This window comes from Streptomyces sp. NPDC096136 (genome assembly GCF_044763325.1).
Classification (GTDB): domain Bacteria; phylum Actinomycetota; class Actinomycetes; order Streptomycetales; family Streptomycetaceae; genus Streptomyces.
In genome coordinates this window covers 183,230-200,809 of the sequence record NZ_JBIWFZ010000014.1, presented here as the reverse complement: position 1 = coordinate 200,809, position 17,580 = coordinate 183,230, and the positions used below count along the sequence as shown (strand labels likewise).

14 protein-coding genes are annotated in these 17,580 nt (G+C 76.0%); 8 read left to right on the top strand and 6 right to left on the bottom strand.

What is annotated here, in order from left to right; all coding sequences use genetic code 11:
- Positions 1–213: 213 nt before the first annotated feature.
- Complete coding sequence (locus ACIRBY_RS26600; protein WP_403904853.1) at positions 214–993, bottom strand: DeoR/GlpR family DNA-binding transcription regulator; 780 nt, start codon at positions 991–993, stop codon at positions 214–216.
- 176 nt (positions 994–1,169) lie between these two features.
- Between ACIRBY_RS26600 and ACIRBY_RS26595 the strand changes: the two genes are divergently transcribed.
- On the top strand, positions 1,170–2,072 hold the full coding sequence (locus ACIRBY_RS26595) for an SIS domain-containing protein (protein WP_403904851.1): 903 nt from the start codon (positions 1,170–1,172) through the stop codon (positions 2,070–2,072).
- Positions 2,069–2,905 carry a class II fructose-bisphosphate aldolase gene (locus ACIRBY_RS26590; RefSeq protein ID WP_403904849.1) on the top strand — a complete coding sequence of 279 codons (837 nt, stop codon included), beginning with the start codon at positions 2,069–2,071 and terminating at the stop codon, positions 2,903–2,905. The genes ACIRBY_RS26595 and ACIRBY_RS26590 overlap by 4 nt, the downstream gene beginning before the upstream one ends.
- A gap of 55 nt (positions 2,906–2,960) precedes the next feature.
- Here ACIRBY_RS26590 and ACIRBY_RS26585 read toward each other — a convergent pair whose 3' ends face one another.
- The gene (locus tag ACIRBY_RS26585; RefSeq protein ID WP_403904846.1) at positions 2,961–3,476 is read right to left on the bottom strand and encodes a hypothetical protein; all 516 of its coding nucleotides are present in this window, start codon (positions 3,474–3,476) and stop codon (positions 2,961–2,963) included.
- A 396-nt stretch (positions 3,477–3,872) separates the two neighbouring features.
- Here ACIRBY_RS26585 and ACIRBY_RS26580 point away from each other — a divergent pair, with 396 nt between their 5' ends.
- The 3 genes from ACIRBY_RS26580 (at position 3,873) to ACIRBY_RS26570 (ending at position 8,190) form a co-directional block, all read left to right on the top strand.
- Positions 3,873–4,952: a hypothetical protein gene (locus tag ACIRBY_RS26580; RefSeq protein WP_403904844.1), complete on the top strand. Its 1,080-nt coding sequence runs from the start codon at positions 3,873–3,875 to the stop codon at positions 4,950–4,952.
- 99 nt (positions 4,953–5,051) lie between these two features.
- A complete protein-coding gene (locus ACIRBY_RS26575) occupies positions 5,052–6,848 on the top strand; it encodes an Ig-like domain-containing protein (RefSeq protein ID WP_403904873.1) in 1,797 nt (598 codons plus the stop codon).
- A 151-nt stretch (positions 6,849–6,999) separates the two neighbouring features.
- Complete coding sequence (locus ACIRBY_RS26570) at positions 7,000–8,190, top strand: acyl-CoA dehydrogenase family protein (RefSeq protein WP_403904841.1); 1,191 nt, start codon at positions 7,000–7,002, stop codon at positions 8,188–8,190.
- A gap of 535 nt (positions 8,191–8,725) precedes the next feature.
- Here the strand turns inward: ACIRBY_RS26570 and lysA are convergent.
- Together lysA and ACIRBY_RS26560 are read right to left on the bottom strand one after the other, a co-directional pair.
- On the bottom strand, positions 8,726–10,060 hold the full coding sequence (gene lysA / locus ACIRBY_RS26565; protein WP_403904839.1) for a diaminopimelate decarboxylase: 1,335 nt from the start codon (positions 10,058–10,060) through the stop codon (positions 8,726–8,728).
- 17 nt (positions 10,061–10,077) lie between these two features.
- Complete coding sequence (locus tag ACIRBY_RS26560; protein WP_403904837.1) at positions 10,078–10,548, bottom strand: SAV_915 family protein; 471 nt, start codon at positions 10,546–10,548, stop codon at positions 10,078–10,080.
- A 262-nt stretch (positions 10,549–10,810) separates the two neighbouring features.
- Between ACIRBY_RS26560 and ACIRBY_RS26555 the strand changes: the two genes are divergently transcribed.
- Genes ACIRBY_RS26555 through ACIRBY_RS26545 form a run of 3 tightly spaced genes read left to right on the top strand, consistent with a single transcriptional unit; the run spans position 10,811 to position 15,767 of the window.
- Positions 10,811–11,764, top strand: coding sequence for an oxygenase MpaB family protein (locus tag ACIRBY_RS26555; protein WP_403904834.1), 954 nt, complete (start codon positions 10,811–10,813; stop codon positions 11,762–11,764).
- Positions 11,746–14,178, top strand: coding sequence for a tetratricopeptide repeat protein (locus tag ACIRBY_RS26550; RefSeq protein WP_403904832.1), 2,433 nt, complete (start codon positions 11,746–11,748; stop codon positions 14,176–14,178). Before ACIRBY_RS26555 ends, ACIRBY_RS26550 begins: the two co-directional genes overlap by 19 nt.
- Complete coding sequence (locus ACIRBY_RS26545; RefSeq protein ID WP_403904829.1) at positions 14,175–15,767, top strand: phytoene desaturase family protein; 1,593 nt, start codon at positions 14,175–14,177, stop codon at positions 15,765–15,767. Before ACIRBY_RS26550 ends, ACIRBY_RS26545 begins: the two co-directional genes overlap by 4 nt.
- A gap of 33 nt (positions 15,768–15,800) precedes the next feature.
- Here the strand turns inward: ACIRBY_RS26545 and ACIRBY_RS26540 are convergent, their stop codons facing one another.
- The gene (locus tag ACIRBY_RS26540) at positions 15,801–16,256 is read right to left on the bottom strand and encodes a nitroreductase family deazaflavin-dependent oxidoreductase (protein ID WP_403904827.1); all 456 of its coding nucleotides are present in this window, start codon (positions 16,254–16,256) and stop codon (positions 15,801–15,803) included.
- 100 nt (positions 16,257–16,356) lie between these two features.
- Positions 16,357–17,523, bottom strand: a complete 1,167-nt coding sequence (locus ACIRBY_RS26535; RefSeq protein WP_403904825.1) for an FAD-dependent monooxygenase — start codon at positions 17,521–17,523, stop codon at positions 16,357–16,359.
- Positions 17,524–17,580: the final 57 nt, after the last annotated feature.

Sequence of the window (17,580 nt, the reverse complement as noted above, 5' to 3'; positions counted from 1 at the left end):
CGCGACCGAAGGGAGCGCCCTTGACAGGCCGGCCCGACGCGGAAGGACGATGAGACTGGCGGGAAACCCCCACCCCTCCCTGAGACCGCCCCGCCGAGGTCCCGGCCTCCCCGGTCCCGCCCGCTGTCCGGTCGCCGCCCGGCCGGTGCGCCGCCGAACCTCAGACCCCGCCCCCCTCACCTCGCCCCGGCCCCACCCCACCCCACCCCACCCCTAAACCCGTATCAGCTCCACCCCCGCCCCCTCGAACGCCGCCGCCAGTGGGGCGGGCAGGGCGGTGTCCGTGACCAGGGTGTGTACCGAGGCGGTGGGGCAGATGCGGGCGAACGCGCGGAGGCCGAGCTTCGTGGAGTCGGCCGCGACGACCACGCGGCGGGCGCGGGCGCACAGGAGGCTGTTGACGGCGGCCTCGTCCTCGTGGCGGGTGGCCGCGCCGTCCGCCGGGTCGAAGGCGTCGACCCCGACCACCGCCGTGTCCACGGTGAGCTGACCGAGCGTCTGCTGGGCGAGCGGGCCGGTGAGTTCGTAGGACTGGGGGCGGGCCACCCCGCCCGTCAGCACGATCTTGAACTGGGGCCGGATCACCAGCTCGCCCGCGATGTTGAGGGCGTTGGTGACCACCGTCAGCGCGGGGGAGCCGCCGGCCAGGTCCGGGCGGGCGGCCAGGGCGCGGGCCACCTCCGTCGTGGTGGTGCCGCCCGTCAGGCCGACCACCTCGCCCGGGGCGATCAACTCCGCGACGGCCTCGCTGATCCGGCGCTTCTCGGCGGCCCGCCGCGAGGTCCGGTAGCGCAGGGGGAGTTCGTACGAGACCCCGTGCGGCACCGCCCCGCCGCGCGTGCGGACCAGGAGCTGCTGTTCGGCCAGCTGGTCGAGGTCGCGGCGGATGGTCGCGGCGGACACGCCGAGCGCCTCGGCCGCCGACTCCACCTCCAGCCCGTCCCGTTCCACCAGCAGGTCCAGCAGTCTCTGCCAGCGTTCCGTGCGGGTCATGGCGCCCTCCCGTGTCGTCCCCGGGTTTCCTCCCCGGCCCCGCCGTCGAGATTAACCCAGGCGGACACCCGGCAGATGCTTGAAGTTGCGCGAAACCGACCGCTACCTTGCAGGAACACGCAGCAGCAGCACGCAGGAACCGCCAGGATGACGCATCCAACGCGCAGGGAGCCCGCATGAGTCACGTCGCGTACGAGTTGGCCACGCAGCCCGAGAGCTGGGAACGGGCCGCCGAACTGGCCCCGGCCCACCGGGCGGTGCTGCCGAAGCCGGGGGAGCGTACCGCGATCGTCGGCTGCGGGACCTCGTACTACATGGCCCAGGCCGCCGCCGCCCTGCGCGAGGAGGCCGGGCAGGGGGAGACCGACGCCTTCCCCGCCTCGGAGTTCCCCCGCCACCGCCGCTACGACCGGGTGGTGGCGCTGACCCGCTCCGGCACCACCACCGAGGTGCTGGACCTGCTGTCGGCGCTGCGCGAGGCGGGGATCGCGGCCACCGCCGTCGTCGGGGACCCGGACTCCCCCGTGACCACCCTCGCGAACGGGCTGGTCGTGCTGGACTTCGCCGACGAGCGGTCCGTCGTCCAGACCCGTTTCGCCACCACGGCCCTCACCCTGCTGCGGGCCCACGTGGGCGCGCACACCCCGGACGTGGTCGCCGACGCCCGCACCGCGCTGGCCGAACCGCTGCCCGCCGGACTGGAGGCCCGGGGGCAGTTCACCTTCCTGGGGCGGGGCTGGAGCGTGGGCCTCGCCCACGAGGCGGCCCTCAAGATGCGCGAGGCCTCGCTGTCGTGGGCCGAGGCCTATCCGGCGATGGAGTACCGGCACGGGCCGGTCAGCGTCACCGGCCCCGGCTCGGTGACCTGGTCGCTGGGCGGCACCCCCGAGGGCATCGCCGAGCAGGTCCTGGGCACCGGCGCCGAGTGGGTGGACGGCGCGCTCGACCCGCTCGCGGAACTGGTGCGGGTGCAGCGGCTGGCCGTGGCGGTCGCCGCCGTGCGGCAGCTGGACCCGGACGCGCCGCGCAACCTCACCCGCTCGGTGATCCTCACCAGCGGTGAGGGGGCGGTCCGATGACCCTCGCCCCCGCCGGGGTCCTCGTCGCGGAGGCGGCCGCCGCCGGACGGGCCGTCGCCGCCTTCAACGTCATCACCCTGGAGCACGCCGAGGCCGTGGTCGAGGGGGCCGAGCGGGCCGGTCTGCCCGTCATCCTCCAGCTCAGCGAGAACGCCGTGAAGTTCCGCGGCGGGGCCCTGCTCCCCATCACCCGGGCCGCGGCCGCCTGCGCCGAGGCCGCGCGGGTGCCCGTCGGGCTGCACCTGGACCACGTCAAGAGCGCGGACCTGCTGCGGCGGGCCGCCGACGCCGGGTACGGCTCGGTGATGTACGACGCCGCGCACCTGCCCTACGCCGAGAACCTGGAGGCCACCCGGTCGGCCGCGGACTGGGCCCACGCGAACGGCCTGTGGATCGAGGCGGAGCTGGGCGAGGTCGGCGGGAAGAACGGGGCCGCGCCACTGGACCCGCACGCGCCGGGCGCGCGTACGGACCCCGACGAGGCGCGGCGGTTCGTCGCCGACTCCGGGGTGGACGCCCTGGCCGTGGCCGTCGGCAGCACCCACGCCATGACCAGCAGGACCGCCTCCCTCGACCACGCCCTGCTGGCGCGGCTGGCCAAGGCGGTGGACGTGCCGCTGGTGCTGCACGGCTCGTCCGGACTGCCCGACGGGGAACTCGCGGCCGCGGTGGCCGGAGGCATCCGCAAGGTCAACATCGGGACGGCGCTCAACGTGGCCATGACCGGGGCGATCCGCGCCCACCTGACCCCGGCCGACCCCCGCCCGTACCTCACCGCAGCCCGGACGGCCATGGCGGCGACGGCCGAGGCGATGATCGCGGCCTTGAACTGACCTGCCCCGCACCGCGGTTCGGCGCCCGGCCGCGGCCGGGCGCCGGCGCGTGCGGCTACTCCCCGACGGCCTCCAGCAGCGCCCGGGCGAACCCGGCCAGGGCCGCCGGCTCGGCGAGGGGGATCCCGTCCAGTTCCGCGTAGCTCCAGCCGAACGGGGCGGAGCGCGGGGGCCCGCCGTCGGGGCCGGCGGCGACGCGGTCCCGCCCGGGCCCGAAGGAGGCCTCCAGGGTGAGGTACGGCTCGGGCCCGTACCCGACCGTGGCCGGCACCTGCGTGCGGCCGTCGTCGAACAGCCGGAAGCCGTGTTCCCCGGCCCGCGCCTCCAGGGTGTCCAGGACCCCCCGCGCGAAGGCCCGTACGTCCTGCTCGCGCGCGACGCCCGCGAGGACCGGCACCGTGGCGGCCGGGGTGCCGACCTCGAACACCCACGCCGCGTCGGACGCCCGCCGGCGGAGCCGGAGCGGGACCGGGGCCCCGCCGCCCGTGTGGTGGTGCGTCGTTCCGGACCGCCCGACGACCGTCTCGCTTCCCGCCAGTACGCCCTGCGGTACTTCCCGCGCGTCCGTCATGGGGGGGTGACCCTACCGGCGCCCGCGACCACCGGTGAGCTACTGGCGAGTACCGCATTTGCTAGGTGAAGTCGTCATTCCCGGCTTACATGCAGCCTTATACGACTGCTACATTCCGCAAGTGCCATCCGCGTGCCAAGCGGGCGGGGCGGTCCACGACCTGGTCCGTCCCGCCCGCCGCGCGCGGCACCCGCTCCCGCGAGGCCCCGTCCGTCCGCTGATCCAGCGCGCAGCCCACCGCGGCACCGGCCCACGCCGCTCCGGCGTCCGCCGGCACCCCCGACCAGAGCGAACCGCCCCCGCACGCCGCACCGGACGTCCGTACGGACGCCTCCCGGTGCCGCCCGTGCGCGCCTTCGCCTGCCCGAGCTCCACCTCCGAAAGGGAGACGACCCGATGGACAAGTTCCTGCGCCGGCGCCCGCTGGCCGGAAGGGCGCTGATCCTCGGCGCCCTGCTGGCCCTGGCGATACCGGGGACCGCCTACGCCAACACCGTGGGCGTGACCGTGAAGACCCCCGGCGCCACCTCCGGACCCGGCTCCGCCTTCGCCGAGATATCCACCAACGCCCACTGTTCGAGCGGCCTGATCTCCGGCGGCGGCATCAACCAGGCCATCGGCACCGGTACCTCGTCCAACGGCAACAAGATCAACGGCACCTCGCCCAGCCCCGACGGCAGCACCGAGTACACCGGCTCCACCGGCGTGGTCGGCACCGACGTCGCCTACTGGCTCGGCATCGGCGGCAGCGGGGGAGCGGTCAACGCCTCCTTCTCCAGCACCCCGTACGCGATGTGCTTCAGCAGCAACCTCATCAACCACACCCAGGTGGTGATGAACAAGGTCGCCGGACCCGTCACCAGCTCGACGGTCGGCCTGGTCACCGCCACCTGCCCCGCGGGCACCCGTCTGCTCGGTGGCGGAGCCCGCATCACCCCGTCCGTCGTCGGCAGCCTCAAGCCGATCGCCGGCTTCCCCACCTTCAACGACTCCGCCCACGGCTACGGCCAGAAGGCCGCGGCGGACGGCGAGACCAACCCCGACTCCTGGAGCGCCGTCGGCTGGAACGGCGGGGGCGGCGACAGCGGCAACACCACCTACGCGTACGCCGTCTGCAGCGGCAACAACATCAACATCAGCGGTACGACCGTCAAGGTCCGCTTCAGCGAGGTCAGCGGCCCCACCGCCGGCACCGCCGGCGCGACCGTGACCGTCGGCTGCGGGCAGAACGACGGGAAGCTGGTCAGCGGCGGCGCCGCGATCAGCGGGGGCGGCGTCACGACCACGAACTTCACCGGTCCGGGCTCCCCGGGCGACCACCTCAACGGCAGCTACCCGAGCGACTCCGGCGGCAGCCCGGTCTCGGACGGCACCACCAACGCCGCCTACTGGTCCGCCTTCACCCACACCGGCGCCCCCAGCTCCCCGAACACCTACTCCGACGTCTGGGCGCTCTGCGCCGACGACGGCGTCTGATCCACCCGTAGCACCGGTCGCCGCGGCCACGGCCCCCGCCACGGCCGCGGCCCCGCACGTCTCGTCTCCCGAGCACCGTCGTTTGGAACCCCCTTGAGCATGTACCGATCGAAGATCCTGAAGGCGGCCGGCGCGGCCGGCCTCGTGGCCGCCGCGATGGCGCCGCTCCCCGCGACCGCCGACCCCGCGGCCCCGGCCACCCCCTGCGGCACGGGCGGAGTCTTCACCGCCGCGACCCCCGCCTGCACCTACGCCACCGTCGGGACGGACACGTTCACCGTCCCGGCCGGGGTGACCGAGGTGACGGCCGACCTCTTCGGCGCCGAGGGCGGCAGCGCGGCCGGCTTCGTCCTCCCCAGCCCCCCGAACGCCGGCGCGCTCGGCGGCCTCGGCGGCGAGACCCGCGCCACCCTGGCCGTGACCCCCGGCCGGCAGCTCCAGATCACCGTCGGCGGCGTCGGCAGCTCCGGCACCTCCCGGCACGGCGAGTTCGCCCGCCCCGGCGGCCGGGGCCACGGCTCCGGCGGCGGCGGAGCCCACGGCGGCGGCGGCTCCGGCGGCGGGGCCAGCGACCTGCGCACGGGCGCCTTCGGCGCGGCCGACCGGGTCCTGGTGGCCGGCGGCGGCGGTGGCGCGGGCAACGGCGGGCCGCTGCTGCGCGGCGGCAACGGCGGCGGGCTCGAAGCCGAACCCGGCGGCCAGGGCGGCGGCCCGGAGGGCTCCGGCCTCGCGGGCGGCGGCGGAACCCAGTCCGCCCACGGGGCGGGCGGCCCCCGCAACTCCAACTACGGTGCTCCGGGCGGCGCGGGCAGCGACATCGACCAGTACACCAGCCTGCCCAACCCCGGCAGCGGCGGGACCGGCGGCAACGGCGGGGCCGGCGGCCCCGGCGGCGGCGGGGGCGGGGGCGGCTGGTTCGCCGGCGGCGGCGGCTCCGGCGGCGGCAACCCGGGCAACCTGTCCGGCGCCGGCGGCGGCGGGGGCAGCAGCTTCGCGGCGCCGTCCGCCACGGCCGTCACCCTCGCGCGGGGCGTCCGCCGGGGCGACGGCGCGGCGGTCGTGTCGTTCCGGTACGGGGCCTCGGTGACCGTGGCCGCCGACGACACCACCCCGCTGTTCGGGCGGCCCGTCACCCTCACCGCGACCGTCAACCCGGCCAACCCGGCGGGCGGGACCCCCGGCGGCGAGGTCACCTTCTACGACGGGACCACCCCGCTGGGCACCGCGGCGCTGCGCGACGGCCGCGCGAGCCTGCGCACCGGCGTGCTCCAGCCCACCACCCATCCCGTCACCGCCCGCTACGGCGGTGACGCGGCCTTCACCCCGGGGACGACGGACGCGCCCACCGACGTCGCCGTCGGCTTCACCGGCCCCTGCCTCACCACGGCCCACGAGGGCCCGCTGACCGTCGCCGCCGGAGAGGCGCTCTGCATCGGCGCCGGCGGCAGCCAGAACGGCCCGCTCACCGTCCGCCCGGGCGGCGCCCTCGCCGTGAACGACGCCTCGCTCACCGGCCCGGTCTCCGTCGACGGCGCCCTCGCCCTGACCGTCTGCCACTCCGAGCTCACCGGCCCGGTCGGCGTCCGGCGCTCCACCGGTCCGGTGGTCGTCGGCTCGGACCGCGAGGGCGCGGGCTGTGCCGGCAGCACCCTGCGGGGCCCGCTGACCGTCGAGGACAACACCGGGGGCGTGGAGGTGTCGGCCAACACGGTGACCGGCGCCGTCCGCGTCACCGGCAACAGCGGCGCCGGCCCGCTCCCCGAGGCCCTGGCCCCGGCGTTCCGCGCCGACCGGGTCACCGGCCCCCTGCGCTGCGAGGGCAACGACCCGGAGCTCCTCCAGTCCGGCACCACCGCGACCGGCGCCCGCACGGGCCAGTGCCGCCGGGCGGACTGACACCGCGACGGCCCCCTGTCGGACCCGGACCGGGCCCGGCAGGGGGCCGTCGCCGTCCCGCCGCCACCCCTTCCCTATTCCTGTAACGGGTTCTACTCTGACCGCCGCCGTTCGCAGCGACCGGCTGGACCGCGAGGATCCCGGAGGGGCCGTGCACCTCGAATACACGCCCGAGCAGCAGCAGTTGCGCGCCGAACTGCGTGCCTACTTCGCCGAGCTCGTCCCGCAGGACGTCTACGCCCGCTACGAGGACCCGGCCGCGCAGAAGCGCTTCTACCGCGAGACCATCCGCCGCCTCGGCGCGGACGGCTGGCTCGGCGTCGGCTGGCCCGAGGAGTACGGCGGGCGCGGCATGTCGCCCATGGACCAGTTCATCTTCTTCGACGAGGCGGCGCAGGCCGTCGTCCCGCTGCCGCTGATGGCGCTCAACACGGTCGGGCCGACCCTGATGCAGTTCGGCACCGAGGAGCAGAAGGCGTACTTCCTCCCGAAGATCCTCTCCGGCGAGATCGACTTCGCCATCGGCTACAGCGAGCCCGACGCCGGCACCGACCTCGCGGCCCTCAAGTGCCGGGCCGTACGGGAGGGGGACGAGGAGACCGGCACCTACGTGGTCAACGGCCAGAAGATCTGGACCACCAACGGCGACACCGCCGACTGGGTCTGGCTCGCCGTCCGCACCGACCCGGACGCCCCCGCGCACAAGGGCATCACGATGCTCCTGGTCCCGACCTCCGACCCCGGTTACTCCTGCACCCTCATCAACACCCTCGCCTCGCACGACACCACCGCCAGCCACTACGAGGACATCCGCGTCCCGGCGAGCCGCCGCGTCGGCCAGGAGAACAAGGGCTGGCGCCTGATCACCAACCAGCTCAACCACGAGCGCGTCACCCTGGCCGCCCACGGCACGATGGCCATCCGCGCCCTGCACGACGTCCAGCGCTGGGCCGCCGGAACGAAGCTCGCCGACGGCCGCCGCGTCATCGACCTGCCGTGGGTACGCGGCCGGCTGGCCCGCACCCACGCCCGCCTCGACGCGATGAAGCTGCTCAACTGGCAGATGGTGGGCGCCGTCGAGTCGGGCAGCCTCACCCCCCAGGACGCCTCGGCGGTCAAGGTCTACGGCTCCGAGGCGCGCCGGGACGCCTACGCCTGGCTGATGGAGGTGGTCGGCGCGGCCGGCGCACTCAAGGACGGTTCGGCGGGCGCGGTCCTCCACGGCGAACTGGAGCGCGGCTACCGCAGCGCCGTGATCTTCACCTTCGGCGGCGGCAACAACGAGATCCAGCGCGAGATCATCTCGTGGATCGGCCTGGGCATGCCGAGGGTCCGCCGCTGACGGGCGCCAGCCTGGCGGGCTCCTGGCCGGGGTGGTTCCATGGAAGTGCGGAAAGAGTCCTTTTACCAGGATGTGGAGAAGCGGTCCCCGTGCCGCGCACCGCACAATCGGGATCCGCGAGAAGCGGACGGACTCTTTCCGCCCGGGGGCATGACACGCCGATGAGGACGTCAAGGGCACGTCAAGGATCGGTGAACCAGCGGAAGGAACACGTCAAGGGTGTCATGGGGGCGCCCGGGACGGCAGCAGACTGGAGGGGCGACGGAGCGGAATGGCAGTTCCGCGGCGTAGGGCCGACGGCGGGGTGACGAACCCCGTCCGAGGGTGCCGTTTCCGGCCCGTGGGGGGCCCGGATCGAGGCGACCGGCGCCGGCACTCGTCGCGCATCACATGAGCCGTTCGGCTCCCGGTGTGGGGATGCCGGGACCGGACGGCTCACGTGCGGAGCGGATCGCGAACCCCCGGCCCCTGGTGCGGGTCCGGCGGGCGCCCCGAACGGGGAGTGCCCACCGGACCGTTGCGCGGCCGCGGGGGCTCAGCGCCCGACGTCCCGGCTGCGGAAGTCCTCCAGCGTCTCCCGCCGCACCAGCAGCCGCGCCGCGCCCTCGTGGACGGCGACCACCGGCGGCCGGCCGACCATGTTGTACCCGGAGGCCATGGACAGCTGGTAGGCGCCGGCCACCGGAACGGCCAGCAGGTCGCCCGGGTGCACGTCCTGCGGCAGTTCGGCGTCGACGGCCAGGACGTCACCCGCCTCGCAGTGCCGGCCGACGACCGTGGCCGTACAGGAGCCCGCCGTGGAGTGCCGGCCGACCAGCCGCGGGGCGTAACGCACCCCGTACAGGGCCGGCCGGGGGTTGTCGCTCATCCCGCCGTCCACGGCCACGAACACCTTCCCGCCGGAGTGCTTGACGGCGAGCACCCGGTACAGGGCCACCCCGGCCGGCCCGGCGATCGCCCGCCCGGGCTCGACGACCAGCCGGGGCACGGGCAGCCCCGCGGCCGCGCAGCGCCCCGCCAGCGCGGTGCGCAGTTCGCGCGCCAGGGCGGTGAGGTCCAGGGCCGGCTCGCCGGGCCGGTAGGCGATGCCGTGTCCGCCGCCCAGGTCGAGCTCGGGCAGGGCGACGCCGTGCGCTTCGTGCACGGCGGCCATCAGCTCCACCATGCGCCCCAGTGCCACCAGGTAGGAGTCCACGGAGGTGATCTGGGAGCCGATGTGGCAGTGCAGGCCGGAGAGTTCGAGCTGCGGCTGGTCCAGGATCCGGGCCACGGCCCGCTGGGCGCTCCCGTCGGTGGCGGACAGCCCGAACTTCTGGCCCTCCGTGCCCGTACGGATCTTCTCGTGGCCGCCCGCGGCGACACCCGGCACCACCCGCACCAGCACCCGCTGGCGCCCCCGGGGCCCGACGGCGGCCGCGATGCGGGCGATCTCGGAGGGGCTGTCGATGACGATCCTGCCGACCCCGAGCCGCAGGGCGGACGCGATGTCCCGGGGGGACTTGGCGTTGCCGTGCAGCACGATGTGCTCGGGCGGGAACCCCGAGGTGACGGCCAGCTCCAGTTCCCCGGCGGAGCACACGTCCAGTCCCAGGCCCTCCTCCCGCACCCAGCGCACCATCGCGCGGGAGAGGAACGCCTTGGCGGCGTAGAGGATCCCGGCGTCGGGGAAGGCGTCCCGGTAGGTGCGGCAGCGGCCGCGCACCTCGCCCTCGTCCAGGACGTAGACGGGGGTGTCGAACCGCTGGGCGACCTCCGTCAGCGACACCCCGCCGACGGCCAGGCCGCCGTGCGGGAGCCGGGCCGTGGAGGCGGGCCACACGGAGAGGTCGCCGGCGCCGGCCGCTGCCTCGGGGAGTACTTCGACGGTCATGGCGGTACCCGGCCCCTTCAGACGGCCCTGGCGGAGAGCCCGGAGGCCCCCGGCATCCCGGAGGATCCCGGCATCCCGGAGACTCCCGACAACCCCGGGGTGCCCGACGCCCCCGGGGATCCGGACACCGCGGCCCCCCGCCCGCCGGAGACCGGGCCCGCGCCCGGTACGGCGGCCGGCGGCGCGAGCCGCTCCGGGGCGGCCGCCGGTGCGGTCAGGGTCGGGTCGACGGTCAGCGGCCCCGCCCCCAGCGGCTCGGCCAGCGCGCGCAGCGCCGACTCGGAGAGCCGGATCCAGGGCTGCTCCGCCCCGAGCGTGGCGGCGAGCCCTTCCGCGGTGGTGAAGCCGACGGCGGTACGAGCGCCCAGCGGGGTCCGGAACATCCGCACCACCACCTCGCCGGCACCCGGCCGGACCGGGACGTACAGCGGTCCGGCCGGGACGCGTTCCTCGGGCTCGGGGTCGTCGTCGTACTGGAACAGGCACATGGGGTCCTCCCAGGGGGAACCACGGGTGACGGGCTGGCGGGGCCCCGGGCCGCGGGGAGGCGGTCCGGGGCGCGCCACCGAAGCTATCCCCGGGGGAACGGGCCGGGGGACGGCCCCTGACGGGACCTTGATGCCGGGCGGCCCGGTCCTGACGGACCGCTGACGCCCCGCCGCCGCCGGCGCCGGGCGGTTTCGCGCCGCGCCGCGCCGGGGGCGGTGGGGTGCGCGCCCTCCTGGGTAGGCTCACCGCGGGAGGCGGGCGATGAGCGGAGCTCCGTACGAGGACGCCGACCCGGGACTGTACGGGCCCGGGTCCGTGACCTGGCACTGCCACGGCGACCCGGTCATGTGGATCGCCGGGGTCCGCGCGCTCTACCTCCAGGCCCTGCACCCGCGTGCGGTCCGCGGGGTCATGGAGAACTCCGCCTTCGCCGACGACGCCTGGGGGCGGCTGCTGCGCACCGCCGACTTCGTCGGCACCGTCACCTACGGCACCGCCGTGGCCGCCGAGCGGGCCGGCGCCCACGTCCGCGCCGTCCACCGCCGGCTCTCGGCCACCGACCCGGACACGGGGGAGCGGTTCCCCGTGGACGACCCCGCGCTCCTCCTGTGGGTGCACTGCGCGCAGATCGACAGCTTCCTGCACATACTGCGCCGTTCGGGTGTTCCTCTCACCCCCGCCCAAGCCGACCGGTACGTGGACGAGAACCGGGTCAACGCCCGCCTCGTCGGCCTCGACCCGGCCGCCGTGCCCGCCGACACCGCCGGGCTGGCCGCGTACTTCGAGCAGGTCCGGCCCCGTCTCGCCGCCGGGGCCGACGCCCGGGCCGTCGACGCGTTCCTGCGCTCCCCGCCCGTCCCTCCGCTCCTGGTCCCTGGCCGAAACCTGCTGTGGAGACCGCTCGCCGGGCTCGCCTACGCCACCCTTCCCGGCTGGGCGCACCAGCTGTACGGCCGCCCCGCACCGCCCTCACGCACGGTCACCCGGCGCCTGCGCCTCACCGGTCGCGTACTGCGCACCGTTCCCGCAGGTCTACGCTGGCAGCTGCCTCCAGGTCACATCTTGAGAGCGATGCGCCGACTGGGCCCCGGGAGCCGCCCCTCCGCGTACACACTGCGTAAGTCAGCGGCCATACTGGACCGGCTGGGGAGGGCGCGATACGACGACGGGCACGATGACGGGGGCGGCTTTAAGACATGGCGGAGTCCAGACTGATCCAGGGCCGGTACCGGTCACTCGATCTGATCGGGCGCGGCGGCATGGGCGAGGTGTGGCGCGCCCGCGACGAGTCGCTGGGCCGGCAGGTCGCCGTCAAGTGCCTCAAGCCGGTGGGCGCCGAGCAGGACGCCCACTTCACCCAGGTGCTGCGCGAGCGCTTCCGCCGCGAGGCGCGCGTCGCCGCCTCGCTCCAGCACCGGGGCGTCACCGTCGTCCACGACTTCGGCGACGACAGTGCCGCGGGCGGCCCCCTCTACCTGGTCATGGAGCTCCTGGAGGGCCGCAACCTCAGCCAGCTGATGGAGGAGAACGAGGCGCGCCCGCTCCCCGTCGACGTGGTCCTCGACATCGCCGAGCAGATGGCCGCGGCCCTCGGCTACACCCACGACCAGGGCGTCGTCCACCGCGACCTGAAGCCGGCCAACATCATGCGGCTGACCGACGGCACGGTGAAGATCTGCGACTTCGGCATCGCCCGCCTGGCCCACGACATCGGCTTCACCGCCAAGCTCACCGGCGGCGGCATGGCCATGGGCACCCCGCACTACATGTCGCCCGAGCAGATCGCGGGCGGCGAGGTCGACCACCTCAGCGACCTCTACTCGCTGGGCTGCGTCCTCTACGAGATCGCCACCGGGGCCCCGCCGTTCGACCTCGGCGACTCCTGGTCCGTGCTGGTCGGCCACCGCGACACGGAGCCCGTGCCGCCCCGCGACCACCGGCCCGAGCTGCCCGAGTACTTCGAGCGGATCGTGCTGGAGCTGCTGGCCAAGCGCCCCGAGGACCGGCCCGGTGACGCCCGCCACCTGCACCGGCGGCTGGTCGACGCCCGTTTCGGGGCCGCGGGCGCGGCCCACGGCCAGGCCCCGCTGCCCGCGTGGGCCGCGGGGATGACCGCCGGGCGCAAGGCGGGCATCGACGCCCGGCCGGCCAGCGGGGAGTGGGCCGTGCTCACCGGCTCCTGGACGGCCGCCCGCCACCCGGGCGGCGGCCACCCGCAGGGTCCGGGCGCCGGCTTCGGCGGCGGCCATCCGGCGACCGGTCCCGTTCCCGGTACGGCGACCGCGCCCGTGTCCGGCACGGTCTCCCTGCCCCTGTCCGGGCATTCGGCCGCCTCCGGCCACCCCGGCGTGCCCGGCCCCGGCCGTGCGGACGCCCACGGGTCCGGCCCCGTCCCTTCTCCCGGGGCGGACCGGGCGGCCGCGTCCGGCACCGGCCGTGGCGCCGGGTCCGGCTGGGCCGCCGGCACCTTCGTGCCGGGGACCGGCCACCACGCCGCCGGGTCCGGGCCGGGCCACCTCATCGGCCCCGGGTACGGCGGGTACCCCGTCACCGGCGGTCCGTCCGGTGAACAGCGGATCCTGCGGCCCGCCCCCGCCGACGACCCCCGGCTCACCGCCGCCTACGGGCCGGCGGAGGTCCGCGCGCACGCCCCGACCGACCCGGGCCGGCCCGACTCCCTGGACGCCGGCCACATCCGCGCCTTCGCCCTCAGCCGCGCCGGCCGGCCCGAGGAGGCCCTCGCCGTGTACGCGGCCGTGGCCGAGGGCCGGGCGCGGGTGCTCGGCCCCGACCACGCCGACACCCTGGCCGCCCGCCAGGAGGAGGCGTACGAGCTCGGGCGCCTCGGCCGCCACGGCGAGGCCTACGAGAGGTACCGGGCGGTGCTCGCCGCCCGCGTCCGCACCGCGGGCCCGCGCCACCCCGACACCCTGCGCTGCCGCCACAACCTGGCCTGCGCCCTCGGCGCCCTCGGCCGGCACGCCGAGGCCCACGAGGCCGCCGCCGCGGTGGCGGCCGACCGGGCCGACGTGCTCGGGCCCGAACACGTGGACACGCTCCTGACCCGGTACGAGGTCGGCTACGCCCTCGGCCGGCTCGGCCGCTGGAACGAGGCGCTGACCGTGTTCCGCCAGGTCGCCGCCGCCCGTGAGCGGGTCCTGGGCCGGGACCACCCCGACGCCCTCGCCGCCCGCTACGAGACCGGGATCGCGCTCGGCCGCACGGGCCGCGCCGCCGAGGCCCTCGACCTGTTCCGGTCCCTGGTCCGCGACCGCACCCGGGCCTACGGAGCGGCCGACCCGGAGACCCTGCGGGCCCGGCACGTCCTCGGCGTCAACCTGGGCCGCCTCGACCGCTGGGAGGAGGCCGTGGCCGAAGCCCGCGAGGTGGGCGCGGCCCGCGCCAAGGCCCTGGGCGCGGAACACCCGGACACCCTGGTCAGCCGGCGGGAACTCGCCGTCGGCCTGGGCCGGCTCGGCCGCTGGGACCAGGCGCTGCCCGTCTACCGGGACCTGTCCGGGATCCGCGAGCGCTCGCTCGGCGACGAGCACCCGGACACCGTCCTGGCCCACGCCGACGAGGCCCACTGTCTGGAGCGGCTCGGCCAGGTGTGCTACCAAGAGCCATGACCGCCAACGCAGGCTCCCGGGGTTTCGCGCACGACGTCTACGACGCGGTGATCGTCGGAGGGGGCCACAACGGCCTCGTCGCCGCCGCCTACCTGGCCCGCGCCGGCCGTTCCGTCCTGGTCCTGGAACGGCTCGGGCACACCGGCGGCGCCGCCGTCTCCACCCGGCCCTTCGCCGGGGTCGACGCCCGGCTCTCGCGCTACTCCTACCTCGTGTCCCTGCTCCCCGAGAAGATCGTCCGCGATCTGGGGCTGCGGTTCCGGGTGCGCCGGCGGACGGTGTCCTCGTACACGCCCTTCGAGCGCGGCGGCCGCCCCGGCGGCCTCCTCGTCGGCGGCGGGGAGGACCGTACGCGGGAGTCCTTCGCGCGGCTCACCGGATCCGACCGGGAGTACGAGGCCTGGCGCGCCTTCTACGCCACCACCGGCCGGGTCGCCCGGCGCGTCTTCCCCACCCTGACCGAACCGCTGCCCGCCCGCGCGGAGCTGCGCGCGCGGATCGACGACGAGCAGGCCTGGCGGATGCTGTTCGAGGAACCGCTGGGCCGGGCGGTGGAGGAGCGCTTCGCCGACGACCTGGTCCGGGGCGTGGTCCTCACCGACGGCCTGATCGGCACCTTCGCCGACGCCCACGACCCGTCCCTCGCGCAGAACCGCTGCTTCCTCTACCACGTCATCGGAGGCGGCACCGGCGACTGGGACGTGCCCGTCGGCGGTATGGGCGCGCTCACGGACGCGCTGGCCGGGGCCGCCCGCGCGGGCGGGGCGGAGATCGCCACCGGGCACGAGGCGCTGCGGATCCGGACCGACGGCACGTCCCCGGCCGAGGTCGCCTTCCGGACGGCGACGGGCGAGGGCACCGTCGTCGGCCGCACGGTCCTGGTCAACGCCTCTCCGAGGGCGCTGGCCGAACTCCTCGGCGAGGCCCCGGACCCGGCCGCCGCGGCCCCCGAAGGGGCCCAGTTCAAGGTCAACATGCTGCTGCGCCGGCTGCCCCGGCTGCGCGACGCCTCGGTGGACCCCCGCGAGGCCTTCTCCGGCACCTTCCACATCGCCGAGGGCTACGAGCAGCTCCACCGCGCGCACGCCGAGGCCGCCGCCGGGGAACTGCCGTCCGTGCCGCCCTCGGAGATCTACTGCCACTCGCTGACCGACCCCACGGTCCTCGGGCCGGAACTCACCGCGCGGGGCTGCCAGACGCTCACCCTCTTCGGACTGCACACCCCGGCCCGGCTGTTCGAGAAGGACAACCGGCAGGCGCGCGAGGTCCTGCTGACCGCCACCCTCGCCCAGCTGGACGCCCACCTCGACGAACCGCTCACCGACTGCCTGGCCTTCGACGCCGACGGCCGCCCCTGCATCGAGGCGAAGACCCCGCTGGACCTGGAGCAGGACCTGCGCCTGCCCGGCGGGCACATCTTCCACCGCGACCTGTCCTGGCCGTACGCGGAGCCGGGGCGGGAGCCGGGCCGGTGGGGCGTCGAGACGGGGCACGCCAACGTCCTGCTGTGCGGGGCGGGGGCGGTCCGCGGCGGCGGGGTCAGCGGGATCCCGGGACACAACGCGGCGATGGCGCTGCTGGGCCGCTGACCCCGGCCGCCCCGGGCCGGGCCCGGCCCGAGGTCAGCCGACCCGCGCCGGTTCGATCACCACGATCGGGATCGCCCGCTCCGTCTTGGCCTGGTACTCGTCGTAGTCGGGCCACTCGCCGACCATCACCGGCCAGTACGCGCGCTGTTCCTCGGCGGTCGCGGTGCGCGCGGTGCCCTGCATGACCTCCGGCCCGACCTGGATGCGGACCTCGGGGTGGGCGGTCAGGTTCCGGTACCACAGCGGGTGTTCGGGGGCGCCGCCCTTCGAGGCGACCAGCAGGTAGCGGCCGTCGGCCTCCCCGTAGATCAGGGGGGTCCGCACGGGCTCGCCCGAGACCCGGCCCACGGTGGTGAGGAGCAGGGTGCGGGTGCCCCGCCAGTGGTGGCCCTCGGACCCGTTCGAGTCCACGTACTGGCGGAGGTGGTCCAGCTGCCAGGTTCCCGGCCTGGGGTCGGCGGGGTGGTCCCAGTCGATGTCGGTCGGCACGTCGGTCTCCCTGCGTTCGTGTGAACGGTCAACACCTGCGACAACGAGCCTCAACGCCCCCGGGCACGCCGGGCATTCCGGCCCGCGCCCCGTTCGGCCCCTACCCGGCCCGTCCGGGGAGGGCGAAGCCGTCGAACAGGTCGTCCAGGGCGCGCAGGGAGGCGCGTGCGGGGACGGCGCGGAGGGCCAGGTCGCGGGCGGCGACGGCCAGCGGGTGCCCGAGGGCGGCGATCCGGCCGGCCCGGCGGGCCCGGACCCGGATGGCGTCGGTACGGGCGAGGCGGGCCCGGGTGTAGGCGGCCAGGGCCGCCGGCACGTCCCGGCGGGCGAGCAGGTGCGCCAGGACGACGGCGTCCTCGACGGCCTGGCAGCCGCCCTGGCCGAGGTTGGGGGTCATGGCGTGCGCGGCGTCGCCGATCCAGGCGGTGCGGCCGTCGTGCAGGCGGGGGAGCGGGGCGGCCAGGTCGTACAGGTCGTGCTGGAGCACCCGGGCGGGGTCGATCCGCTCCAGGAGGGCGGGGAGGGGATGGTGCCAGGTGCCGAAGCGGCGCAGGAGTTCGGTGCGGACGTCGGCGGGCCGGTACCCCTCGGGGACGACGGCCGTGGCGTACGCGTAGAGCCCGCCGCCGGCGAGCGGGACCGTTCCGAAGCGCTCGCCGCGTCCCCAGGTCTCGGCGGCCCCGGTGCCCGCGGGCACCGCCGCGGCGGGCAGGACGGTGCGCCAGGCGGTCTCGCCGGCGTGGCGCAGGCCGGGGTGGCGGGGGAAGTGGCGGCGGCGCAGCGGGCTGTGGATGCCGTCGGCGGCGATGACGGCGTCGGCGGTGAGGTCCCCGGAGGCGGTACGGACCACCGCGTGCCCCTCGGCCGTGTCGACGGCGGTGACGGCGCTCCCGTACCGCAGGGCGCCCTCGGGGAGTTCGGCGGCGAGCGCGGCGGTGAGCGCCGACCGGTGCAGGGCCAGCGGTGCCCGGCCGTAGCGGGCGGCCAGGACGGCGGGGTCGGCCCGGTTCAGCCAGCCGCCGCCCGGGCGGCGCACCCCCATCGCGACCGCCGCGCCGGGGTCCGCGCCCGGGGCGGGGTCGAAGCCTATGGCGTCGAAGGCGCGCAGGGCGTTGGGGGCGAGGACGATGCCCGCGCCGACGGCGGTGGGCCCCTCCGCCCGCTCGCACACGGTGACCTTCCACCCCTGGCGGGTCAGGGCCAGGGCGGCGGTCAGGCCGCCGATCCCGGCCCCGGCGACGACGGCGTGGCGCTGGCGTACGGGCATGGCACGGCCTCCTGTGTGCGCAACGGCCCTCTACATCCGTAGAGGATTCTCGTAGTC